The 21,923-nt window shown below is 36.9% G+C and carries 27 protein-coding genes and 1 pseudogene; 25 read left to right on the forward strand and 3 right to left on the reverse strand.

From position 1 onward, the window contains the following. The first annotated feature begins 36 nt into the window (after nt 1-36). The 12 genes and pseudogenes from B5D25_RS09210 (at nt 37) to B5D25_RS09265 (ending at nt 9,480) form a co-directional block, all read left to right on the forward strand. Nucleotides 37-900 (forward strand): ABC transporter ATP-binding protein, encoded by an 864-nt coding sequence (locus tag B5D25_RS09210; protein ID WP_078787679.1) that lies wholly within the window; start codon nt 37-39, stop codon nt 898-900. Next, nucleotides 885-1,571, forward strand: coding sequence for an ABC transporter permease (locus B5D25_RS09215; protein WP_078787680.1), 687 nt, complete (start codon nt 885-887; stop codon nt 1,569-1,571). The genes B5D25_RS09210 and B5D25_RS09215 overlap by 16 nt, the downstream gene beginning before the upstream one ends. Further along, complete coding sequence (locus B5D25_RS09220) at nt 1,572-2,012, forward strand: LytTR family DNA-binding domain-containing protein (RefSeq protein ID WP_078787681.1); 441 nt, start codon at nt 1,572-1,574, stop codon at nt 2,010-2,012. Next, entirely contained in the window at nt 2,012-2,482 is a 471-nt protein-coding gene (locus B5D25_RS09225; RefSeq protein ID WP_078787682.1) for a hypothetical protein, read from the forward strand. The genes B5D25_RS09220 and B5D25_RS09225 overlap by 1 nt, the downstream gene beginning before the upstream one ends. Before the next feature lie 73 nt (nt 2,483-2,555). After that, a pseudogene (locus B5D25_RS09230) lies at nt 2,556-2,705 on the forward strand (4Fe-4S dicluster domain-containing protein); the annotation flags it as partial. Between the two features lie 49 nt (nt 2,706-2,754). After that, nucleotides 2,755-3,186: a GNAT family N-acetyltransferase gene (locus B5D25_RS09235; protein WP_078787683.1), complete on the forward strand. Its 432-nt coding sequence runs from the start codon at nt 2,755-2,757 to the stop codon at nt 3,184-3,186. A 208-nt stretch (nt 3,187-3,394) separates the two neighbouring features. Continuing rightward, nucleotides 3,395-3,685, forward strand: a complete 291-nt coding sequence (locus B5D25_RS09240) for a putative quinol monooxygenase (RefSeq protein ID WP_159444137.1) — start codon at nt 3,395-3,397, stop codon at nt 3,683-3,685. A gap of 40 nt (nt 3,686-3,725) precedes the next feature. Continuing rightward, nucleotides 3,726-4,886, forward strand: coding sequence for an isochorismatase family protein (locus B5D25_RS13255; RefSeq protein WP_078787685.1), 1,161 nt, complete (start codon nt 3,726-3,728; stop codon nt 4,884-4,886). A gap of 114 nt (nt 4,887-5,000) precedes the next feature. Then, complete coding sequence (locus B5D25_RS09250) at nt 5,001-6,281, forward strand: hypothetical protein (RefSeq protein WP_078787686.1); 1,281 nt, start codon at nt 5,001-5,003, stop codon at nt 6,279-6,281. Between the two features lie 468 nt (nt 6,282-6,749). Further along, nucleotides 6,750-8,402 (forward strand): S41 family peptidase, encoded by a 1,653-nt coding sequence (locus B5D25_RS09255; protein ID WP_159444138.1) that lies wholly within the window; start codon nt 6,750-6,752, stop codon nt 8,400-8,402. A gap of 29 nt (nt 8,403-8,431) precedes the next feature. Then, the gene (locus tag B5D25_RS09260; RefSeq protein WP_078787688.1) at nt 8,432-8,866 is read left to right on the forward strand and encodes a hypothetical protein; all 435 of its coding nucleotides are present in this window, start codon (nt 8,432-8,434) and stop codon (nt 8,864-8,866) included. A gap of 380 nt (nt 8,867-9,246) precedes the next feature. Beyond that, nucleotides 9,247-9,480 (forward strand): hypothetical protein, encoded by a 234-nt coding sequence (locus B5D25_RS09265; RefSeq protein WP_078787689.1) that lies wholly within the window; start codon nt 9,247-9,249, stop codon nt 9,478-9,480. A gap of 931 nt (nt 9,481-10,411) precedes the next feature. Here the strand turns inward: B5D25_RS09265 and B5D25_RS09270 are convergent. From B5D25_RS09270 to B5D25_RS09280, 3 genes are all read right to left on the reverse strand, one after another. Further along, nucleotides 10,412-10,735: a hypothetical protein gene (locus B5D25_RS09270; RefSeq protein WP_078787690.1), complete on the reverse strand. Its 324-nt coding sequence runs from the start codon at nt 10,733-10,735 to the stop codon at nt 10,412-10,414. A 294-nt stretch (nt 10,736-11,029) separates the two neighbouring features. Beyond that, a complete protein-coding gene (locus B5D25_RS09275) occupies nt 11,030-11,650 on the reverse strand; it encodes a hypothetical protein (protein WP_078787691.1) in 621 nt (206 codons plus the stop codon). Between the two features lie 20 nt (nt 11,651-11,670). Next, entirely contained in the window at nt 11,671-12,177 is a 507-nt protein-coding gene (locus B5D25_RS09280) for a hypothetical protein (protein WP_078787692.1), read from the reverse strand. 225 nt (nt 12,178-12,402) lie between these two features. Here B5D25_RS09280 and B5D25_RS09285 point away from each other — a divergent pair, with 225 nt between their 5' ends. The 13 genes from B5D25_RS09285 to B5D25_RS09340 all read left to right on the forward strand — a co-directional run bounded on the left by B5D25_RS09285 (nt 12,403) and on the right by B5D25_RS09340 (nt 21,805). After that, on the forward strand, nt 12,403-13,530 hold the full coding sequence (locus B5D25_RS09285) for a tyrosine-type recombinase/integrase (protein ID WP_078787693.1): 1,128 nt from the start codon (nt 12,403-12,405) through the stop codon (nt 13,528-13,530). Nucleotides 13,531-13,743: 213 nt separating this feature from the next. Then, nucleotides 13,744-14,430: a suppressor of fused domain protein gene (locus tag B5D25_RS09290; protein WP_078787694.1), complete on the forward strand. Its 687-nt coding sequence runs from the start codon at nt 13,744-13,746 to the stop codon at nt 14,428-14,430. Between the two features lie 95 nt (nt 14,431-14,525). Then, on the forward strand, nt 14,526-14,906 hold the full coding sequence (locus tag B5D25_RS09295; protein WP_242870228.1) for a GNAT family N-acetyltransferase: 381 nt from the start codon (nt 14,526-14,528) through the stop codon (nt 14,904-14,906). A 112-nt stretch (nt 14,907-15,018) separates the two neighbouring features. Next, on the forward strand, nt 15,019-15,318 hold the full coding sequence (locus B5D25_RS09300; RefSeq protein WP_078787695.1) for a hypothetical protein: 300 nt from the start codon (nt 15,019-15,021) through the stop codon (nt 15,316-15,318). A gap of 33 nt (nt 15,319-15,351) precedes the next feature. Then, nucleotides 15,352-15,990 (forward strand): hypothetical protein, encoded by a 639-nt coding sequence (locus B5D25_RS09305; RefSeq protein WP_078787696.1) that lies wholly within the window; start codon nt 15,352-15,354, stop codon nt 15,988-15,990. Nucleotides 15,991-16,022: 32 nt separating this feature from the next. Beyond that, nucleotides 16,023-17,495, forward strand: coding sequence for a hypothetical protein (locus B5D25_RS09310; RefSeq protein WP_143000663.1), 1,473 nt, complete (start codon nt 16,023-16,025; stop codon nt 17,493-17,495). Nucleotides 17,496-17,594: 99 nt separating this feature from the next. Then, a complete protein-coding gene (locus tag B5D25_RS09315) occupies nt 17,595-17,921 on the forward strand; it encodes a MazG nucleotide pyrophosphohydrolase domain-containing protein (RefSeq protein ID WP_078787698.1) in 327 nt (108 codons plus the stop codon). Nucleotides 17,922-17,980: 59 nt separating this feature from the next. Beyond that, the gene (locus B5D25_RS09320) at nt 17,981-18,403 is read left to right on the forward strand and encodes an NUDIX domain-containing protein (protein WP_078787699.1); all 423 of its coding nucleotides are present in this window, start codon (nt 17,981-17,983) and stop codon (nt 18,401-18,403) included. Between the two features lie 28 nt (nt 18,404-18,431). Continuing rightward, nucleotides 18,432-18,935: a cysteine hydrolase family protein gene (locus B5D25_RS09325; RefSeq protein ID WP_078787700.1), complete on the forward strand. Its 504-nt coding sequence runs from the start codon at nt 18,432-18,434 to the stop codon at nt 18,933-18,935. A gap of 439 nt (nt 18,936-19,374) precedes the next feature. Then, entirely contained in the window at nt 19,375-19,941 is a 567-nt protein-coding gene (locus B5D25_RS09330; RefSeq protein ID WP_078787701.1) for a GNAT family N-acetyltransferase, read from the forward strand. A 103-nt stretch (nt 19,942-20,044) separates the two neighbouring features. Beyond that, entirely contained in the window at nt 20,045-20,911 is an 867-nt protein-coding gene (locus B5D25_RS09335; RefSeq protein WP_078787702.1) for a creatininase family protein, read from the forward strand. Then, a complete protein-coding gene (locus B5D25_RS13195) occupies nt 20,908-21,030 on the forward strand; it encodes a hypothetical protein (protein ID WP_278286137.1) in 123 nt (40 codons plus the stop codon). The genes B5D25_RS09335 and B5D25_RS13195 overlap by 4 nt, the downstream gene beginning before the upstream one ends. Continuing rightward, a complete protein-coding gene (locus tag B5D25_RS09340; RefSeq protein WP_078787703.1) occupies nt 21,017-21,805 on the forward strand; it encodes a helix-turn-helix domain-containing protein in 789 nt (262 codons plus the stop codon). The genes B5D25_RS13195 and B5D25_RS09340 overlap by 14 nt, the downstream gene beginning before the upstream one ends. The last annotated feature ends 118 nt before the right edge of the window (nt 21,806-21,923 follow it).

A 21,923-nucleotide genomic window follows, 5' to 3' on the forward strand; every position in this document is an offset into this window, starting at 1 on the left:
GTATCTTGTGCCCAAGATTTATAAAGGAGGTCGGGAATGATACGTTGTAATGATGTTTACAAAAGTTTTTCAGGAAAGACGGTTCTGTCGGGAATAGATTTTGAGATAGGAGACGGAGAAATATTTGGGCTCCTTGGACCATCCGGAGCAGGTAAAACCACACTCATCAGGATCCTGACAGGACAGCTTTCATTTGACAAGGGCTTGGTGACTGTCTTCGATAAAGATATTTCCTCTATGTCAGGAGAGGATAAAAAAAGTATAGGGATCATGATGGATCAGTTCGGAGTATATGAAAGACTATCCTGTATTGATAACTTGAAGATTTTCGCTGATATATACGGAGTTCCTACAGACATAATAAAAAGTACTCTTCAACAGGTCGGGTTAAAGGATGTGGGAGGCAAATCAGCATCGACTCTTTCCAAAGGCATGAGAGCCAGACTTTCTCTTGCGAGAGTGTTCATGCATTCTCCGAAGTTGATCTTCTTAGACGAGCCGACAAGCGGGCTGGATCCACAGACCATGCGTCAGATTCATAAGATCATACTTGAAAAGAAAAAAGAAGGCTGCACGATCTTCCTTACTACTCATAACATGGAAGAAGCCTATAAGCTATGCGACAGGGTTGCATTGCTTAATGAAGGAGTGATCGTTGAAAATGGAGCGCCCGAGGAAATATGCAGAAAGTATAATCATCAGAAAACGATAAAAATGCACTTATCATCCGGTGAGGATGTTGTAATCCCTCATGAAAGAGGAGCTGCTGAAAGGATTAGCCGCTTTTTGTCAGATGGGAGCATTGAAACGATCCATTCGTCAGAACCAAATCTTGAAACAGTCTTTTTGGAATTGACGGGAAGAAAATTAGAGGAAGATGAAATATGTGCAACAGTTTGATAATTCTAAAAAAGCAGCTTAAGGATACTCTTAAGAACAAAACGGTTTTGATACAGTTTATTCTCTTCCCAATCATGACACTTATCATGGAAAATGCTATTAAGATCGATGGAATGCCGGAACTGTTTTTCACAAAGCTGTTTTCTGTAATGTATATAGGTATGGCACCTTTGACATCGGTAGCATCAATCATATCCGAGGAAAAGGAAAAGAACACCTTAAGAGTACTGATAATGGCAAATGTTAAGCCATGGCAGTATCTCATCGGAGTCGGCTTTTATGTATGGTTTATTTGTATGCTCGGAGCCGGTGTGATGGCAACCGGCCTAAAGAAAGAAGACATACCGTTTTATCTGCTGGTGATGGCTGCTGGATTTGCTATTTCGATTCTGGCGGGAGCATGTATAGGTGTTTTTTCAAAGAACCAGATGACCGCTACTTCTATTGTAATGCCGGTGATGCTCATATTTGCTTTTTCTCCCATGCTTGCAATGTTCAACGAAAATATAGAAAAAGTAGCCAGGTTTGCTTATACTCAGCAGTTTAAGAAAATCATGGATGATATGTCATTTGCCGGGATAAAGACAGACAATATCTGTATTCTGGCAATAAACGCAATGCTGATGATGGCTTTATTCTTTATCACATTCAGAAAAAAAGGACTGGAATAAATGAAGATCGAAATCGATATTGACGAGAAATATCCGGATACGGAAGTCGTGATCCGGGCAAATAAACTGGATAGCGATGTCGAAAGACTTGTTGCAATGATGCGCATGGTGAACATGCAGATCGGTGTACGCAAAAATGATGAAACCTATCTGCTGGATGTGGAGAAAATTCTATATATAGAGGCTGTTGAGAGAAAGACATTTGTGTACACCTCGGATGAAACTTATGAATCGGATCTTAAACTGTATGAGATAGAGCAGGAACTTCTTGAACGAGATTTCTTCAGGATCAGCAAGCAGAGCATTGTGAACATCAGTATGATCAAAAGTTTAAAATCTGACATAAACAGAAAAATCAGGATAACATTAAGGAATGACGAACAGATAGTCGTATCACGCATGTATTCTGACGAACTTCGAAGAAAGTTGGGGCTTAAATGATGGAAGAAAAGAAAACTGTATTTTATTATGTAAGGCAGGCATTTGCGACATATGGAGTCATCGTGTTGGTCTTTGCCGTAATGAGTATCGTAATAGGTGAAAGAACGAAAGATTATGCAACTCTTTTTTCCATGGGAAATGCCGGAATGTCAATGCCGATATTGATGGAATTGCTTTTGTTGGCTGTAATAATCACGCTTGCGCAAGTGGTTTTTCTGACGGACATATGGATCATGAATATGTCAATGATGATCAGAAATGTGCTCTTTTTTGTGTCGGTACTGATTGTAATTGTATTTATGATTGTGGCATTTAATTGGTTTCCCACAAGAGATATGACTGCGTGGTTAGGATTTATCATATCGTATGCGCTTAGCATGATCATCAGTGTGCTTATAACGAGGCTAAAAGAAAGAGCCGAAAATACAAAAATGCAGGAAGCTTTGGATAAGTATAACAGAAGAAAATAGAGGGCTTCAAAAACTATACATTATGCTGTTGCAAAAATATTCGGAACATTGATCTTCGACCGCGGATGGTACGGATATGCCTGCATGTATATCCTGTGGGAAGTGCAAGCGGGTATGCCCTATGAATGTAGATGTGACGGATAATTCAAGAAAACGTAAAAATGGAACAGAGTGTATTCTGTGCATGGAATGTGTGAAGAACTGTTCGAAGAATGCACTTTGAACTTCGGGATAATAGACTATGAATCGGAATTTGATGGTGAGGTAGTAATATGATTCGGATTATGAAAGCAAGTGATTTAGCACAATGTGGTAGGATTTATGCAAAAGCATTCCCAATAGAACATTGGGGAATAGACTGGACGGAAGAAAATGCAAAAGACTATCTTCAAGATTTTTTTGAACAGAAAAGGTTTGTCGGATATGTATATGAAGATAATGAAGAGGTGTTAGGTTGCATATTCGCACTTTGTAAGATTTCAGGAAGCAAAAAAGAGATTTACATTAATGAGATGGCAGTGCTTCCTGAACGACAGGGTCTTGGAATAGGTAAGCAACTATTGAATGCTGTTAAAGATTACAGTAAAAATAACGGACTTGCAGGAATTGTACTTTATACAAGTGAGTATGCCCCAGCAGCAAAGTTTTATGAAAAGAATGGGTTTAAGTTGTCAAAGGGGACTATATGTATGTACTGTGAGTGATCAAAGGTATATAAAAATTTCTGTTTGTCAGAGCGATAAATTCTGATTTGTCGGGTTGACTGCTGGAACATAAAAATGGAAGATATAGAACTGCCGAAGAATTGGTCGAATAATATGAAAGCAGTATTTTGGAAAATGTAGATATTTGGAAGAATTAATTCTAATTTGGATATTATCTTTAAGTTAAACGTAGAAAGGAGTAATGTATATGTTCGTTTTGTTAGTCAGATACAAGTGTAAGCAGGGATGCAGAGGCCGCTATTATGAGGCGATAAGAGAGAAACATATAGACGAGATGAGCCGTGCTGAGGAAGGGTGCCTTCGTTATGAATATTCTTATGGTATGGCTGAGGATGAACTTCTTTTGACGGAAGTATGGCAGGATGCTGAAGCCATTGAATTTCATAAGAACAGCGAGCATTTTGCCAAGCTGGGAGAACTCAAGGCAGAATATGTTGAGAACACTGAGTTTATGAAGTTTAGCGCGGAACAGGTCTAAGAGGAATATTATGATCACAATAGAACAAAGGAGATAATGCATGATTCTGTTAGTTGTTGATACACAAAAGGGCTGTTTTGATGAGAGACTGTTTGCGTTTGAAATAGTAAGGGATAATATCAAACAGTTGATATCTGTTGCAAGAGAGAATAATGTTGAGGTCATATATGTCCAGCATGATGATGGGCCAGGGACCGATCTTGATAAATTTACTGAGAACTATGAAATATATGAGGAATTCGCTCCAAGAGATGGAGAAAAGCATTTTGAAAAGAATGTAAACAGTGCCTTTCACCCTATGACCGGATTAACTGAGTATCTGCTGTCCAAGAATGAGAAAGATATTATTGTTATAGGTGTATCAACTGATTATTGTATGGATGCGACTATTAAAAGTGGATTTGAAAAGGGATTTAATATATATGTTCCAGAGTATACAAACTCAACTTACGATAATCCATACTTTGATAAAGAAACTGCATATCATTACTTTAATGAATTCATGTGGAATAAGCGATACGCAAAGGTTATTTCATTTGAGCAAGCGATTCAAATGTTGCGATCTGAAGATAATAAAAAGAACCCATGGGAAGAAATAAGTCTGGAAACATATGAAAAGCATATGAGTTTGGATAGCGTTAAGCAACTACAGGTGATGAACCAGATAATGAAAAGGCAGTTTGAAGACTATCCTGTTGATACAGTAATGATCTTAGGTGTTGCCGGCGGAAATGGTTTGGAACACATTGACATTAAGAAATACAAAAAAGTATATGGAGTCGATATAAACGAGTTATATCTTCAGGAAACCCAAAAGCGTTATTCTAATCTTGCTGATATTTTGCAGTATTTACATCTTGATATAGTTTGCGAAACTGAAAAGTTGCCTCAGTCACAATTACTGGTTGCAAATTTGTTAATAGAATATATTGGATATGATGCTTTTGTCAGGGCAATTAAAAAAATCAATCCTGAGTACATTTCCTGTGTGATTCAGATTAATACAGATGAGGAAATGTGGGTTTCAGACTCGCCATATATTCATGCATTTGATGGATTGGATGAAATACATTATCAGATGGAATCGGAAGTTCTGAGTGAAAAAATAAATTCGATTGGTTTTAAATTGATTATGCAGGATAAGGTGGATCTTCCAAATAGTAAAGCACTGGTAAGATTAGATTTTCAAAGAATTGTGTGATTAAACCGGAAGATATAACTTACAAACTATATTTCAAAAATGGTCAATAAAAAACAGCCACCTTATTCGTATATTGTATGTAGGAAGTTTTACAATACGAAAGGGGCGAAAAAAATGAAAAGAAGAGGAATTGTGCTTGGACTGATTTGTGTCCTTCTGATGAGCGGATGTACGAAGAATATGACAGGTAATCCGGTCGGTGGAAATGTTTCGGATACATCGGAGGTTCCTTCTGCGACAGTGACGGATTCAGGAATATCAAATTGCATTGAGAAATCCTTGACGGAAACCGAGGAACAAATTGTGGAAGGTGCCTATGTTAACAGTTTCAGCTGTGGATATTTAAGTGGAGATCTCGTACCGGACCAGTATACAATGTATCTGGTGACCAATGAAGAAGAACTTGCATATGCGGAATGTTATCTCGGAATGCAGATTCCGTTAAATGTGGATGATTTTTCTGGTTTTAATATTGGCCTTGCGGAAGAATTTCAGAAAATGAAGGAAGCCTATCCGATTTCGGATTACAATTATCTTCTCTATTATAGTGAATACAGTCAGGGTGGACATTACCATCATTCGGATTCCGTGGTGTTTAACGAAGACAGAATCTATTTTCATTATGATGAGGTGAAATCTCCAGAAGGCGAAGTCGGCACAGATGTGATGGAAGGCGATTTTGACATGGCGGCGGTTCCGAAGGCGTTTTTTGAAGGAAAGAACTTCAAAAATACGAAAAGATACGGAATTCTGCTTACCGAAGAAGGTACTGCCGACAACGAAGTGGGAGAAGGATGGTGTGCCAAATTCGAGTACGGCAATCCGGATTTCGTCAATGAAACCTTTGTTTATTTTACCGAAGATGGCTACAAATGTGTCAATGCTCATAATTCATATATTCCGGGCACATCGAAATGGGAAAGATGGATGGATTATTACGAACCTGTATCCACAAGGGAGGAAGTACTTGAGGCCGCAAAGAAACACGGATCGAACGGGAACTTATTCTATCAGGGAGATGATAAAATGTATGAACCCGAAGATTTTTTAGATAAAGTGGATGTTTCGGAAATGCAGGAACCTGCGTCAAAAGTATCACAGCAAGATGCAAATACTCCCGATACATCTACAGATAAAGCTATAAAAGTAGTATGGAGTAACATTTATTATTGGGCTATGGGAAGTGACTATGTATATATAGATTCAGATGGAAATATTTATGCGGAGCACGAGATGGAGGAACCCTTGTTCAATCCATTAGGGGCATGTGATGAAACTTATACAGGGAAGAAGTTTACGGAAGAAGAGTTTAATGCGTTCCTCAAATTAAAATATGATGATGAGGTTGCTCAGAAAGAGGTGCTAAGCAAAAAGGGTATCAAATTCGGAAAATGACCTAGCTTGCATTACTTTTATATATTGTTTTTCATAGCTATAGGCAACGTGACAATCACGTTGCCTCTTGTTCTTCTCCACTGACTATTATTTTAACTTTATCGTCAAACCACGAAACATTAAAATCATCACACCGCTTATGAGCGATTGGACTCTAGTGACATTGAAACCATGATAATCTATGTTATAATTAATTTGTTTTCCGAAACTGATGTGTTTTTTTTCGAAATGGCTTGTAAAAGTTTATTACAGGATAATAGACTAAGACAAAAAGGGATTTGTAGGGCTCTTCTATAAGAAAAAGAACTCGATAAAATCCGGTTTGTCGGATGGTAATTATACATATTGAAGATGATTTTGATCTGCAAAAGATTGCTATTCCCTTATCTTCAGTTTTTCCTGAACAAAGAATAGAGAGGTAACAGTGAAATGTTAAAACATTTATTGTATTCGCAGGATAATATTAAAATGACTTTTTGTCTTGCGTTTATTATCTGGTTTATCATTCTTCTGATTGTGAGTAAAAAAGTCGGAAACAACCCCGCAAAAGCAAAAGCCTGGAAATGTCTGTGCCTTGTTCCGCTTGCAGCGGCAATAATTCATTTCTTTGTTTTTTCATTCGGTGATGCGGTTCTGCCCTTGCTGGAGGAATATGGGTTCATTTATGCATCGGCTGTTCTAACGGCTCTGCTCCCGTTGTTTTATATAAAAAAGAGCAAAAAACCCGTAAAAATAATCGGCGCTGTGGTTACCGGCGCAGTATGTCTTCTTTCGCTTTTCTTCAATATCGATTCGTCGGTGTCGGTCAATTACTCGAACAGGGATTTGAAGAGCGCATACATTTCACTGTGCGATTATTTTGAAGAAAACTATATAATGAATGAGTGGAAAAAGCCTGATTACGAAAAAATCAAAACGGACGGCTTAAAGCTGATTGACGAAGCCGAAAAGACAGGCGATATTACGAAATACTACGAAGCGGTTGATGAATTCACAAACAGCTTTTATGACGGACATATGAGCATATCCTTCTATGACGGAAACGATTACCTGATGACAAGGATAAAGCAATTCAACGACTACGGACTGTCTCTGATTACACTTGACGACGGAACAACGATAGCCGTTGACGTTGAAGACGGACTTGAAATAAAAAACGGAGACACTGTTACAAAATGGAACGGCGTTCCGATTGACCAAGCCATTGAAAGCGTGAACGTCCCGATGCCCGAGCCCGTATCCGAAAACGACAGGATTGATAAAGCGTTCTGGCTGGCGTGTATGGGAGGCGAGAGTGTTGAGGTTAGCTATATCAATTCGGATAACGAGGAAAAAACTCTTACTCTCGATAAGCTTGATTCAGAAATGCCCAGAGCATTGAAGGCAAGACGTCTGTTCTGGCATAACACAGACGAGGCATATTCTTATAAAATGCTTAACGGCAATACGGGATATATGAAAATCACTTCTGAAGAAACCGACAGGTTTCACGATTATCTTGCCTATTGCACCGGCAACCATAATTACGCAAGGGAAATGTTCAGAAACGACCTGCGGGAACTGAAAAATCAGGGAATGACAAAGCTGGTCGTTGACATAAGAAACAACGGCGGCGGGTATGACGAGGTTGCAACCGCTTTTGCAAGTCTGTTTACAAAAGAAAAAATGTACGCCTATTCGCTCGGAATCAGAAAGAACGGCGAGTACATTAAAACTGCCGACAGATATGTTTCGGCAGACGGCGAATTCAGTGATATTGAAGTACTCGTGCTTACCAATATGCGCTGCGCATCTGCGGGAGACGGAATGGTTCTTTATCTGTCAAGGCTTGACAACGTTACGGTTGCTGGCTTGTCCTGCCCCGCAGGCTGCAATCAGGAATCGGGCGGTTCGATATTTATGCCGAAAGGTATAGTTGTTAATTTCCCCGTGGGTCTTGTGCTGGACGAAGAAGCAAACCCAAATATTGACGTTGATTATTCAAGGCAAAGCCGAACTCCGCTCGATGTTAAAATCCCTTTGACAAAGGAAGCGGCTCTTGAAATCTTTAATGAGGAAAACTTCGATAACGGTAAGGATTACGAGCTCGAATGGGCGATTGATTTTCTTGATGGACAATGATAATCGATGTTTAAGAAAAGGAGACGACTATGGAGATTGCTATGATATATATATTTGCATATGCTCTGTTGGCGGTGATTTTAATATCCGTGATTACGCTGATTGTAGTTATGATTATAAATATAAAGAAAAAGAAAAAAGTCGGAAAAATTATAAGAAATGGAATAATCGTAGGAATAGTATTAGCATATATGATTACTATCTGGATTAGTTCTCATAAATCATATCCATTGATCAATGATTGGGCTTTCTTGGGCAAAGATATTAATGTCATCGAACATAAATACAAGACGTTTAAAGAATACTTCACGAGAGAAGATGGATCTGGATATGCGGTCTTGATGACAGAGCAGATTACTGGGATAAAAATGTATGATGCAGGTGATTACTCCTGTTACTACATGGAATTTGATAAGAACGGAAAGATTATCAAGGTGTATTGTGCAAGACCATTTGGTGGATGAATAAACGATGATGAAAAAAACGATTTATCGGGATGATGCGATAGTAAGTTATATTGGAAGAAACCTTACCAAGGCAAAATATAATATATGATTTTTACGACCGCTATGAGAATTATTTCATGGCGGTTTTTTCATTCACAGCATCTTTGTATCCATTCACAACAGATTTTCTATATAGGATTAATGTTGTTGTAATATCCAATCATCGAAGCTACCGATTACGAAGTAATCGGTGGTCCGAGTGAAACAAGGATGCGTTCTGCAAAGCAGAACCAAGACTTCCATAGGAAGACTTGCATATCGCTGAAAGCAATATGTCACAAGATAAAACAAAACGACGAATCGCAGAAATATATACTAAATCGATGGAGGATATGACAATGAATAATTCAAAGAAAGAAACAATTAGTACAAGTAAGAAGATAATATGTGTAGTTACAGTTATTATAGCTATTGCAGCTGCATATGGACTTATATATGGAATAGTAAGAGCAAATAGTATGATAATCTTTCAGGCTTCATCGCTTGCAGCAATTGATACAGTTACTATCTGTTTGAATAGCAAGAATATTAAGAAGGAAAGAGAAGCAAAGAAGAACGAAGTAATAGAATAATAGATATAATCAAATAGTGAAGCGATATAGAAGAATTCTTTGATATTATTGACTGGTGATATATTCAAAAACTACTATTATGTTACTTAAAAGTAGAAGCAAAACAAGCTTTTTGAAGCAAATTATATTGTGCCAATTTACTGATACAATTGAAACGGAAATAGATGCATTTTTAGACCTAAAGACGCCTAAGCGATTTTTTGAAAAGCTAGTTATTAAGCCATCCATGACCATACAGACCTAATGGGCTAGGTGGCTAGGATACCTCCCCATAAGTAACATAATACCTTCTCCAAAAGAGCGTGTCTACCCCGACACGCTCTTTTACTATCTTCAGTGTTTGTGCCATATCTGCCAATGGCAGATATGAAAGTCTTTGCTTCGCAAAGCCTTTGCTACACTGCGTGTAGCGCATCCTGAGCTTCGCTTCGGAGCAACGATTTCTTTCAGAAATCGTTACCTGATATGCGGGTTTGCGGGCTTTTAGCTTTATTTTTTTGACTTCAAATATGGTTTACATAAACAAGAATATTATGTCTACTGATACAAAGTGTGACAATTATTCATTGTCAAAAGTCTCGGAACCCGCATAAATAAAGGAAAAATCCACCTTTCGAGGAGGTGGATTTTCTGCAAGATTATTTATTCATTTTTATAAAATTGGCTATTTTACTTGATTTACTTATCTGATGTGAGTAGGTTTAATAGTTCATCGTCGGATTCTTTATCTAATTTCATACAATCTATTAGGCATTATTTTTTTTAGGAGTATCTCCGGTACAGTTTTGGTATGTTGTAACCAATATCGCGTCCGGTATGGGACTTATCAAATGCAGAAATATGGTTATTCCATTTAATTATGTTCAGAGTATCAATAATATCTGTATAAGTTTGGAATTAAAGACAATCCTTGGAAAAATCTTGATTATACTCAGTTTGGAAATGCATATGAAGGCTTGACCGCAGTATCGTCCTGCTTTTCCTCATCGTCCGTGACCGAGGAATTACTGTCCGCATCATCATCGGACTGCTCACCCTCTCGGAGCTTTTCAAGCTGTTCATGCTCACGCTCAATTACAGAGAAAAGGTCTTTGCCACTCAGCTTGAACTTGTCGGACAGGAACATGATGTAGAGCTTGTTATATTCTGCTCTATCCTTATCAAGCTCCTTTGTCTCGTCAGCGATAGCTTTCTCACGCTTTGCGATCTTCTTTTCGAGCTTCGCCAGCTTGTCAGCGATAGAAGTCGTAGCCATATCATCACCACCATTCTGAAATTTTAGTCGAGCCGATCACTCAGCCCCATACTAAAATTATAGCGCACTTCCGTATAAAAAGTCTATTCGCAGTGCGCATGAAGTTGAGTGCACCATTAGAATTTTTCGTTCGGCATTGCGCACAAGGTGATATAAAAAAGCAGCGGAGCGGATATTGCTTTACGCTTCACTGCTTGTGGAGATATTCGATTTTAGATTTTTGATAGCTTTGAAAAAGGGAGTAGCTGATTTCAAATTTGACTTTTTTACAGGTATACTCCCTCCCCCTTTTTACTAAATAGTTAAAGTTTGGGCAGCTTCTTCAAAACAAGATATCACTTTTTTCTCTAAATTGGTATTTTGTACATCAATAGGATAAAACAATAAGAAAATATCATAATCGTAAGGATCTGAAGCATCGCTTCTTAAAACATAAAAATACATTATATAATCTGATGCGGATATCTTAGCTTTGAACAGATATTTTTCATCAGAAAAATCTTCAAATTGTTCTACACCCGATACTGTCCCGCTTGAAAAATATTCTTCAATACACTCAGCAATTTCATCAAAATCGCCTACACCTTCAAGCAATGAAACAGTAATCTCTCCCTCATCGTCATATTCCAATATGTCAAGATGCTCGGGATCATATTTTAAAGCAACAACAGAATGTGAATACCCATTGTGATCGGTAAAATCATCTGAGAGCATAAACTGCACATTCCTGCAGTGTAAACGTGCTTGTACCGGAACTGACGGAAGAGGTTCTGACGGAGCATCAAATCTGTCATTTCCGTTTGTTCTTGCATTATTTGGATCTTGCTCCATATCACGCTGTATGTTCTCAACGGCTTCTTTAGTCCCGTTGATCACTTCTGATGCGGCATTGATAAATTTGTCAAAAAGTCCCATAATATTGCCTCCTACTTTATTTATCGGTTTATAAAAGTATTATAAATAAACCAGGCGATCCCCAAAAGCATAAGACCGCCGGCTCTTGGTAGCAATCTCATCACAAAAATGAATATCCTAGCCGGAATGCTGCAACCATGATAAAGCTGAAGTTCAGGAACATAGCACTTATGCGGATTAAATGGTGACACCTTTATTGTATAAATTTCCTTATCATTTATAAATTGGTTATCGCTCTCCTTAATATTAACAGCAGTTGCCATAACCGCTTTCCCGTTTTTTTCATATGTAAAGACCGAATCCTCATAATGAACACTACCGTAAGGTTTACCCGGATGTGCCCCACCATCTCTTACTTTTTCCGAAATATCATCTGCGTCCCTCTGGATATACTTTCCTTTGTTATTTGCTTTTGCCTGAACCTTCTCATGATACAGCAAAAATCCGATTATGCCGTATGTTAACACATACAGTCCCGCCAATCCAACAATGACTACCATTAAATATGCAAAAATGTGATCTCCCATAAATAACTCCTTAATAGATTTCATACTTATGAACGAAACTTATAATTATCAATCACTAACCTGTTCAACAAATTACTGATTTGTTAGGCAGACATCTGCCCTTGAAAAAATATTGTAACACACCGCTGTAAAAAAAACAATTAAAAACACTGATTTTGAAGCCCTGGTTTGGTATAATAAATTTACTATATCGGGGCTTCTTTTTATGAAAAGGAGCTGATATTAATGGGAAAAAATCTTAATGGCAATGAGTTAGGGAAAGGACTGATTCAGGAAAAAACCGGACTATATTCTGCAAGGTACGTCGATCGAAACGGAAAAAGACAAAGCAAACGGTTTAAAAAATTACAAGAAGCGCGGAAGTGGTTGGCAGACAGTATATTTCTTGATGATCATAGTAATCCTATGTATCCGGGTAATATGACATGTAACGCATGGTTTGCAACCTGGATAGAAATGAAAAAAACGTCAACACGACCGGGGACCCTAGAGGTTTATACTTCATATTACAATAATACTGTTAAAGATATTATTGGTGATATGCAGTTATCCGATGTTAAGCCTATTCAGTGTCAAATGATCTTATCAAAAATGGCTGAACGAGGATACCATCAAGGTACAATAAAACATACGCGTATTGTCTTGTACGGAATGTTTGAAGCCGCAAGGGAAAATGACATTATTATTTCTAATCCGATGAAACGTTCTTTAAAAATTGAGATTGGGAAGCCTGCAAAAGTCCGAGAAGCATTATCTTTGGAAGATCAGAAAAAACTCTTTAAAGCATTGGTCGGTCACAAGTATGAGAATCAATATACTTTTACAATGCAGACAGGTCTCAGAGTTGGTGAATTGGTAGGCCTCCGTTGGGAAGATGTTGATTTTAAAAATCGGACTATAAAAGTACAGCGTACAATGAAGTATGTATATGCTTCAAAAGAATGGAGAATCGGTCCTCCCAAAAGTGCTGCTGGAAATAGAACGATTCCTTTGACTGATGTGGCAATTGACATTTTAAAGAAGCAGAAGGAACAGAACAGTAAACTCAAAGTTCTTCCGTTAGAATTTAAGGATTATGTTTTTATTGATGATAATGGACTTATAAAATATGGTTCTTATGATGCTGCTTTAAATTGGGTATGTAAAAAGACTGGTATAAATCATATTACAATGCATAATTTACGTCACACGTTTGCAACAAGATGTGTTCAGTCAGGTATGACCCCCAAAACCCTTCAGACAATACTAGGGCATTCCAAGATAAGTGTTACGATGGATTTATATGTGCATATTTCTGAGGAAGAAAAATTTAGAGAAATGGACAAGGTATCGGAAATGTTAAAGGCCATCTAAGATGGTACAGAAAATGGTACACCTGCTACGGTGGGTGTGCCAGAAAGCAAGCATTTACAAGGCTTTTGAGGATTATTAATAATAATATAATTATCCCGGAAGATAATTGATTAAGTCAAATTGAGGTTTGTAGAGAACTTTAACTTTGAAGTTTACTTGTTAATTAAGAATTATTTTCTTTGAAAAAAAAATATCGAAAGGACAATATATAATATGGGATTATTCGACAAGTTTAAGAAAAAAGAAGAACCAGAAAGCTTAATGCCTATGTATCTTTACGATGAAAAAGATTTGGATGAAATTGATGCGTATATCTCTGAGGTTTTTGGAAATTTTGAGAATGTCTTTCATGAAATTGTTTCTCCTGATATTCATTTGGATGTATGCTTTATTCCTCCTACTGATGAAGATCCTTACTATAAGCTCGTTACTATGGGGGCAGGTGCTTATGAGATGAATATTCCGGATAAGTGGAAGAAATACAATCTTGAACGCGCTGAGTACGTAATATATGTTCCGAAAGATTGGAATCTTCAGAGTCAAGATATGAAAGATTATTGGCCAATCAAGACTCTAAAAAATGTTGCGCGTCTTCCTATCTGGTGTGATACATGGCTTTCATTTGGCCATACTACGCAAGCTGATGAAGAAGGAACACCTTATGCATCCAACACGAGATTTAATAGCGTGGTTCTTGATTTTTGCAAAAACAGTCAAGGAGAAGTACAACTAAAAACATCTTCTGGTAAGACAATCAATTTTTATCAAGTCATTCCTCTTTATCCAGAGGAATTGAGATTTAAGATGGATAATAATGCAGAAACACTTTTAGCTGTGTTCGATGAAAAGGGAATCGAATATAAAGTAGTGAATATAAACAGAAGAAGCGTTATTGAATAAATTCATGTTTGTCGGGATGAACGATAGAGCGTTATCTAGGAAGATAATCCCCCTTGGGGAAAATAACTTCCAGTAAAATTGACGAGGTGATTTGAGTGCAGATTGTAGATGGAAAGGATTATCTTTCTGAAGTTAAAGATTTAATAATAGAATATTCAAGGAGACTTAGCAGAGATCTGTCGTTTCAGAACATAGATGAAGAGTTGCAGGATCCGGCTCATAAATATACAGCACCGGAAGGAGAGATACTTGTTGCAATCGAGAATGAAAAAGTGATGGGGATGGTCGCGTATCATAGGCATTCAGATGAACGGTGTGAGATGAAGCGCTTATATGTTAAGCCGGAGACAAGGGGAATGCATCTCGGGGATTCTCTTGTAGAAGAAATAATAAAACACGCAAGGATAGCAGGATATAAAGAAATGGTTCTTGATATAATCGTGCCTTTAAAGGCAACAATATCATTATATAAATAACATGGATTTGAAGAGTGTGAGGCATATTATCATAATCCTATGGATGATGTGATATACATGCGTAAGACACTTTGAATTTCAGTAGAATTTACGAGAATATTTTTTTAGGGGCATGGTTGATCATGAGTATGAATCACTTGATGAAGAAAAACGTAGCGGGATACTATGCTTAGAAGAATACACTGATGAGGATTGGCAACGGTATGGAGATAATATTGCGTTAGAAAAAGTTGACAGTCCTGCATGGCGTGAATGGATAAGTCAAAACTGGAACGAAGAACTATATCGTAGACTAAAAAACTATTGCTTTAAATCATATCAGGATGAGAATCATATATTATGGTTTAATGAATGTAATTTTACCTTTGAACGTTTTGAATACGATGCAGTTGTAAAATCATGTTATGAATAACATAGATGCAATTTTTTATGATGGAGGGTAATAATGTCTTTATCAGAATGTATTACAATATTAGAAGAATTATATGAGAAAGATATTAAGATAAAAGAAGGTTGTGAGGAAGAATCCAAGCGTTTTCAAGTTCCTGATAAATTGAGAGATTTCTATTCTTTGTTTCAGTCTATAAAGATGCCATTTGGAAGAATATATCCAATTGATGAGGGACTTGAAATGTCTCAGGATGAACCATTTAAGTCTGAAGGTTGGTTTTGTTTTGGTCAGGATGATTACTTTTCATTTTGGCTGTGTAAAAATACTCCAGATTCTGAGGGGATGTCATTCACTGCATGGGATCACGAAATGGAGGAGGAAATCGATGATCCTGCTTTCGGGAGTATTGAAGAATTTCTTCTCTTTCTCTCTGATGAATATATGGATAGTGAATTAGCTACTATGTGTAAGGTGTATGTTTCAGGCTATTGTCGGGAAGCTATGAAAGAAATGATGGAGGTAAAGAAGGCGTTTCACAGTCCAGTCTCTATGCTTGACTTAAAAGATAAAGCAACCAAAGGAACATGTATGATAAAAGAGGGATTTCATTATTATCAGGCAAGGAAAATTATTAGAGAATTAAATCTAAAATATCTCAAAGTAACATTAAAGAAAACAAAAGAATGGTATTAGAGTTATCAGGAAGAAAGAATATGGAGAAGCAAATGAAGAAAAATATCCCCAATGATGAAGAATTAAAAAAATATATCCATAAGAAGATGACATTACCTTTGATGGAACATGCTTCTGAAGAAGTGAAAGAATCTGTATGGAAGCTTGTTAAAAGGTTATCGACCTATGCTCGTGTTCCGGGTACGGTGTCAGATTTTAAGAAAATGGCAGTGTTCGCTGAAGATGATGCAATAGTTGATGTTGTCCTGGATACACTAAAGGATATGAAATATCCTTTTAAAAATACAGATTTTATACCTGATATTGCGGGATATTATTATTGTATAGCGCTAGTTTCGCAGAGTATGCATAGAAGGGATGAAACAATTAAATTGTTCTATGAACTTGTTGATTATGCGATCGCTATTCAATCAGATAGTGCACTACCGCTGGTAAGAAATATGGATGTTATGTCAAAAGAATATACGGATCTGACAGATATATTTGAAAAAGCAAGAATCATCTATAAAATTAATGCAATTAATACTGTTACGGACTGGGTTCGTATAAAGATTGACAAGCTTTATAGTAATTATACAAGTGCGGATAAAATAGAATCTGAATATATAAATATTGAGAATCCTCAGGATGGCAGGGTTTTTGTTGATGTGGATGAAAGTGAATATATCGTTAGGATAGTTGAAAAAGGAAAAGACATTTTTAATAAAAAATTCAAGCATTACAGCTATGATGCGATTGTGTATGCTATAGTCAGAGATGTTTTACTGAGAAAGTACATGTCAGACATGCAAATCGATAATTCTGATGATACGAGAGTTGTCGAAGCTATGAAGAGTGATATTCAGAAACTATATGGTGAGATTGCGATTAAAGTAAATAATGAAGAGCTAAAGTATATAATGGATTGGTATGAAAGATATGATCATACTAATCTGCCTCAGGATGTTCGGGACTATTTGGCGGAAATATATAACGATGAAGACCTTAAAGATGCATTTTATAACGCGGATATTGAGATATATGATGAGAAGTGGGTAAAGAATCTGGAGGATGACGACTCCTGGTTTGACGAACTGATGGGACCGGGAGAATCAACATATGAAAATATCAAACCATTTGCCAGAGATGGTTCAGGTGCTCTGTGGGTGGTTCTTAATGATGAGCTTATAGGATATATCGGTACAGAAGGAGAATGCGGAATCGTTGCAAGAAATATCCATGAGTTTATGAATATTGTTTCTGTCTGGGGAGGATATTTAGATGATTATTGGGATGAAGAAGTTCTTGAGAATAGTGTATCCTTCTATGAAACAATGAATGATTTTGACAGACTAGAGGATTATGATGATATAAAAAAAGATAGAAGAATATTCAAGAAATTCATCAAAAAACATGGATTTACCACAAAAATATATGATATGGCTGTAAAAGGAATGACTGTTACTCCTTCTTTTGTTGTAAAAGCTACGGATGATGAATACGTAGATTCGGAGCCATTGATATAATGTAGTTGGAACGGTAACTTACAGATAAATGTAGCAAGAGGTTTGATTTTTATAGTATAGAAAATTATCAGCATAAGAGAATAATTTTGAGGGTTAATAATGAGTAATTTCAATATTAATGAAATGCTGGAGATGCAGAAAACACTTCAGGAAAAGTATAAAAGCATATGGAAACCAATCGGTCCTGACCGCGGACAAGATCAGTTGCTTTGGATGATAGGGGAAATTGGCGAGGTAATTGATATCGTTAAAAAGAACGGTGGGGAAAAAGCTTGCCAGGACTCTGCGTTGCGTGAACATCTTATAGAAGAAATGGCAGATGTTCTCATGTATTACAATGATATTCTCCTTTGCTATGGGATAACAGAAGAGGAGTTGAAAACTGCTTACGTCACTAAGTATGAAAAGAATATGAAACGTTGGTGATTATAAGCGTATACATAATAAGCAGTAAAGCAGACAAATATAGAATTGTAGAGGTCATTATGCATAAGATTTTTGGTACAAAAGAAGATAAAGAATATAAAGACAGAATAGGCGCTTATATTATTCCGGTTAAAGGAAATGAAGTTGGTGTCGTAGAAACTCCAAAAGGTTATTTCTTATTAGGGGGCGGCTTGGATACCAATGAAACAGATTTTCGATGCATTAAACGCGAGTGTTTAGAAGAGTCTGGATATGAGGTTGAAATCGGTGAAAAAGTTGGTTCTGCAGAAACCTACATGCTTCATCCAACGATAGGTTATTTTCACCCAATTCAGTCATATTATGTTGGCAAATTATTGGATAAAGTAAAAGAACCAGTTGAACCTGACCATGTTTTTAAATTTGTTAAATTTGAAGATATTGAAAATAAGATGTATTTAGAGATGCAAAGATGGGCTATAGAACAAGCAATGGCTCATTAAAATCGGATTTGTAGGAGAGTTTTCATAAATGAAGAAAGCATTGCTGGTAATTGATATGCAGGAGTTTATCGTGGGAGAAAACCATGCCAATATATTTAAGTATCCGGGGGATATGGTTGCGAGAGTCAATAAAGTTATTGATGAAAACGCCGATAGCGTTATTATTTACATTTCAAACCTTATGAGGAATAATATATGGAATAAGTTTGCACCATTTCAATGTTATGAGGGTACACTACAAGCAGAACTGGTCAAAGGACTACATGTAAATAGTAAATATTGTTTTACTAAGTATAAAGGAGATGCATTTTCAAATCCTAAACTTACCACATTCATAAAGGAAAATGGAATTGATTTGATAGAACTCGTAGGCGTGGATGGGGGAGGCTGTGTCTCATTGACAGCCATTAGTGCTTGTGATTTGGGCTTTAAGGTCGTACTGAATAACAATGCAATTGGAACTACTTTTGTAAGAAAACGGGATAAATATTTTAAGCGACTAAAAAAGCTTGGGGCAGAATTTGTTTCATGAGAATTATTTCTGCGTTGTTTAGGCAGGGGAGGATAAAGACGATGAAAGTGAGAGAGTGCGATGGCGATGATTTGCCTGTTTTGACTACATTTAATAAATGTTTGATTGAAGAAGAATGGCATAAAGGTTATTGATGTGGAGGATTTATAGTAGCTTTACAACTTCTAATTTGTCTGGATGAAGGCATAGCCTTTTATCTCGGAATATTATTGTTTGGAGGAGCCCATATAAATGGCTTAAAGAAAACGCGGAAAGAATAATAAATGAGAATTCTAAGTAGAAAACTAGATTCCGGTTTATGAGAAAATCGGTATGAAAAGGGCTGACGATGTAATGAAATACAACCACATAGAATGGACTGAATGGAAAATATGAGTGGCTGGCAGATTTATATTACAGTTAAATGCACAAGAGATAAAATATGATAAGGATATGAAAAATGCTTACACATTTAGGAACAAAAACAATTGAAACCGAACGATTAATTCTTCGACGATTTGAATATTCAGATATAGATTCTATGATTCGGAACTGGATTGCTGATGAGCAGACACAGTGGGATTATGGTGAGCCAAGCTATGAAACTCCTGAAGCAGTAAGAGAATTATTTGAAAAAAAGTATGTTGTTTCGTATTCAAGAGATGATTATTATAGGTGGGCTGTGATTGAAAAAAAATCTAAGGAGTGTATTGGACAAATTGCATATTTTTCCGTAGATACTGAAAATCAGCATGGTGAGATCGAGTATGTTATCGGACCGTCATTTCATGGTAAAGGATATGCTACAGAGATGACAAAGGCGGTCATTGCATTTGGATTTGACAAGATAAATTTCAATCGAATTGAGATTGATTGTCGTACGGAAAATGAAGCGTCACGTAGAGTTATTGAAAAGTGCGGACTTATTTATGAAGGAGTGTTTCGTGACTTTTTTTGGAGAAAGGATCATTTTGAGGGGAGGAGAGTATATTCTGTATTGAAAAATGAATGGAAGAAAGAAAACTGAAATTGTACATTGCAGAGCATTCTTCAGTCGTGCTAAATTCTCTTGACCTGGCCCTTGAGGCCGGGTCTATTATTTGTCCGAATTAAGAATAAGGAGGATAGATATGAGAGATTTAAGCCTGATGACATGGAAAGAGATTAAAGAGGTTGACAAAGAAAACAGTATAGTGTTTGTAGTGATGGCACCCATCGAAGAACACGGGTGGTGCCTGCCTCTGGCGACGGATCTTATAGAAGGAGAGGCCTGGAGCAAAGGGGCGATGGAAGAGATTGAAAAGCACATTCCCGCAGAGTGTTTTTACCTTCCTACATTTCCTATTGCGGCAGCATCTGTAAATGAGTTTTACGGTTCGATTCATTTTTCCATGAAGACAACCTACGAAGTTGGATACGAGATTTTGGAAAGTCTTCGATTTATGGGATTTAAGAATATGGTGATCATTGCTTCCCACGCGGATCCAGATCATCAGATTGCGGTGAAAAAAGCAGTAAAGCGTATCAATAAAAAGTACGGTGTGTGTGCGATATCACCCATGGGTTCTATCTTTATGGGAGAAGGAACGGAAGAACCGGATGAACTGAAAAAGCTGGAAAAGGAATACGGAAATGACTTTCATGCGGGATGGGTTGAAACCTCGAGTCTGCTGGATATCGATGAGAGTTATGTAAGGGACGGGTATAAGAACTTACCTGATTCAAATATCACTGATAAGGATATGATATCTAAGAAGAAACAGCTCTCAGCAATGGGAGGATACGGACATATGGGAATGCCGAGATTCGCTTCGAAGGAAGTCGGCGAGATGTTGAACCGCAATTGTGTTGAATCGATATGTGATGCTGTGATAAAATTCTATAACAGAGACGGATATGAGAAATACGATGATTATTTTCTTTATAAGATCCTTCCGCTTCACATAAGATTTATAAGGATTTTCGGAAGAGTGAAGAGAAGGATGGTGAGTGAATGATGTATACAAGAGGTCAATTTGCAATCATAGGAAAAGTGGGGAGAAAAGCACTCGTTATCATCGGTGTTGTAGCAGCGATAATGGCATTAGTAGTAGGATATAAGGATGAAAGAATTTGATGCATTTATACAACCTAATATAAGCCTTTTGATTCCGATATCTAAAGTGAGTCAGGATATAGAAATATTTGACGGTACATCAGACGATTATAGGATAGCGATAGATTTCAAATTAAAGGCGAAGAAAAGAAATTATTATGTATCTATAATAAGTTCACCGCATACAAAGCTTAGCGAAGAATTGTCAAATGATTACTATATCGTTTTGATAAAGAAAGATTTTTTCGAAAAGGTTTATGCCATGTATGATGAGGCAGAAGAAGGAATTCCTCATTATGAGAATACTTATGTCGAGATATGTAGTGATATACTTAAATATCTGAATATGTTTGCATTTGAGTCATCTAAGTCTATGCCTAATTCAGAAGTGACAATAGGGGCACATACTACCCTTATCGGACATTGGATTATAAGAAGTATTCTTGGAGAATCGGTTGATATGAGAGCTATTTCTTCTGATTATTCGGTAGCAAGGGCTCAGCATTATATAGAACAGCATTATACTGAAAAAATCACAGTGGAGCTACTTGCTGGATTAACATATATATCTTCTTCAAGTTTGTCGCATAAATTTAAATCGGAAATGGGAGTATCACCGATAGATTATCTTTTGGAAGTGAGACTTCAGAAGGCACAGAATATGATGAGGAGAAAAAATGTATCATTGACAGACGTCGCAGAATCATGCGGCTTCTCCAGTTTGTCACATTTTTCAAAGTATTTCACATCGAAGATGGGAATGACTCCTACTGAATATATAAAGCATTATGTATAGGTGATATCATTCCATAAAGGCATACTTATTGCAGGATTGTATAAATACTATGCAGGATTCCTAAAGCCAAAAGTAAACTATTTCGTTATAATATACAAAAACTAAAAAGGGAGGAATC

The organism is Eubacterium ruminantium (genome assembly GCF_900167085.1).
Lineage (GTDB): Bacteria > Bacillota > Clostridia > Lachnospirales > Lachnospiraceae > Eubacterium_Q > Eubacterium_Q ruminantium.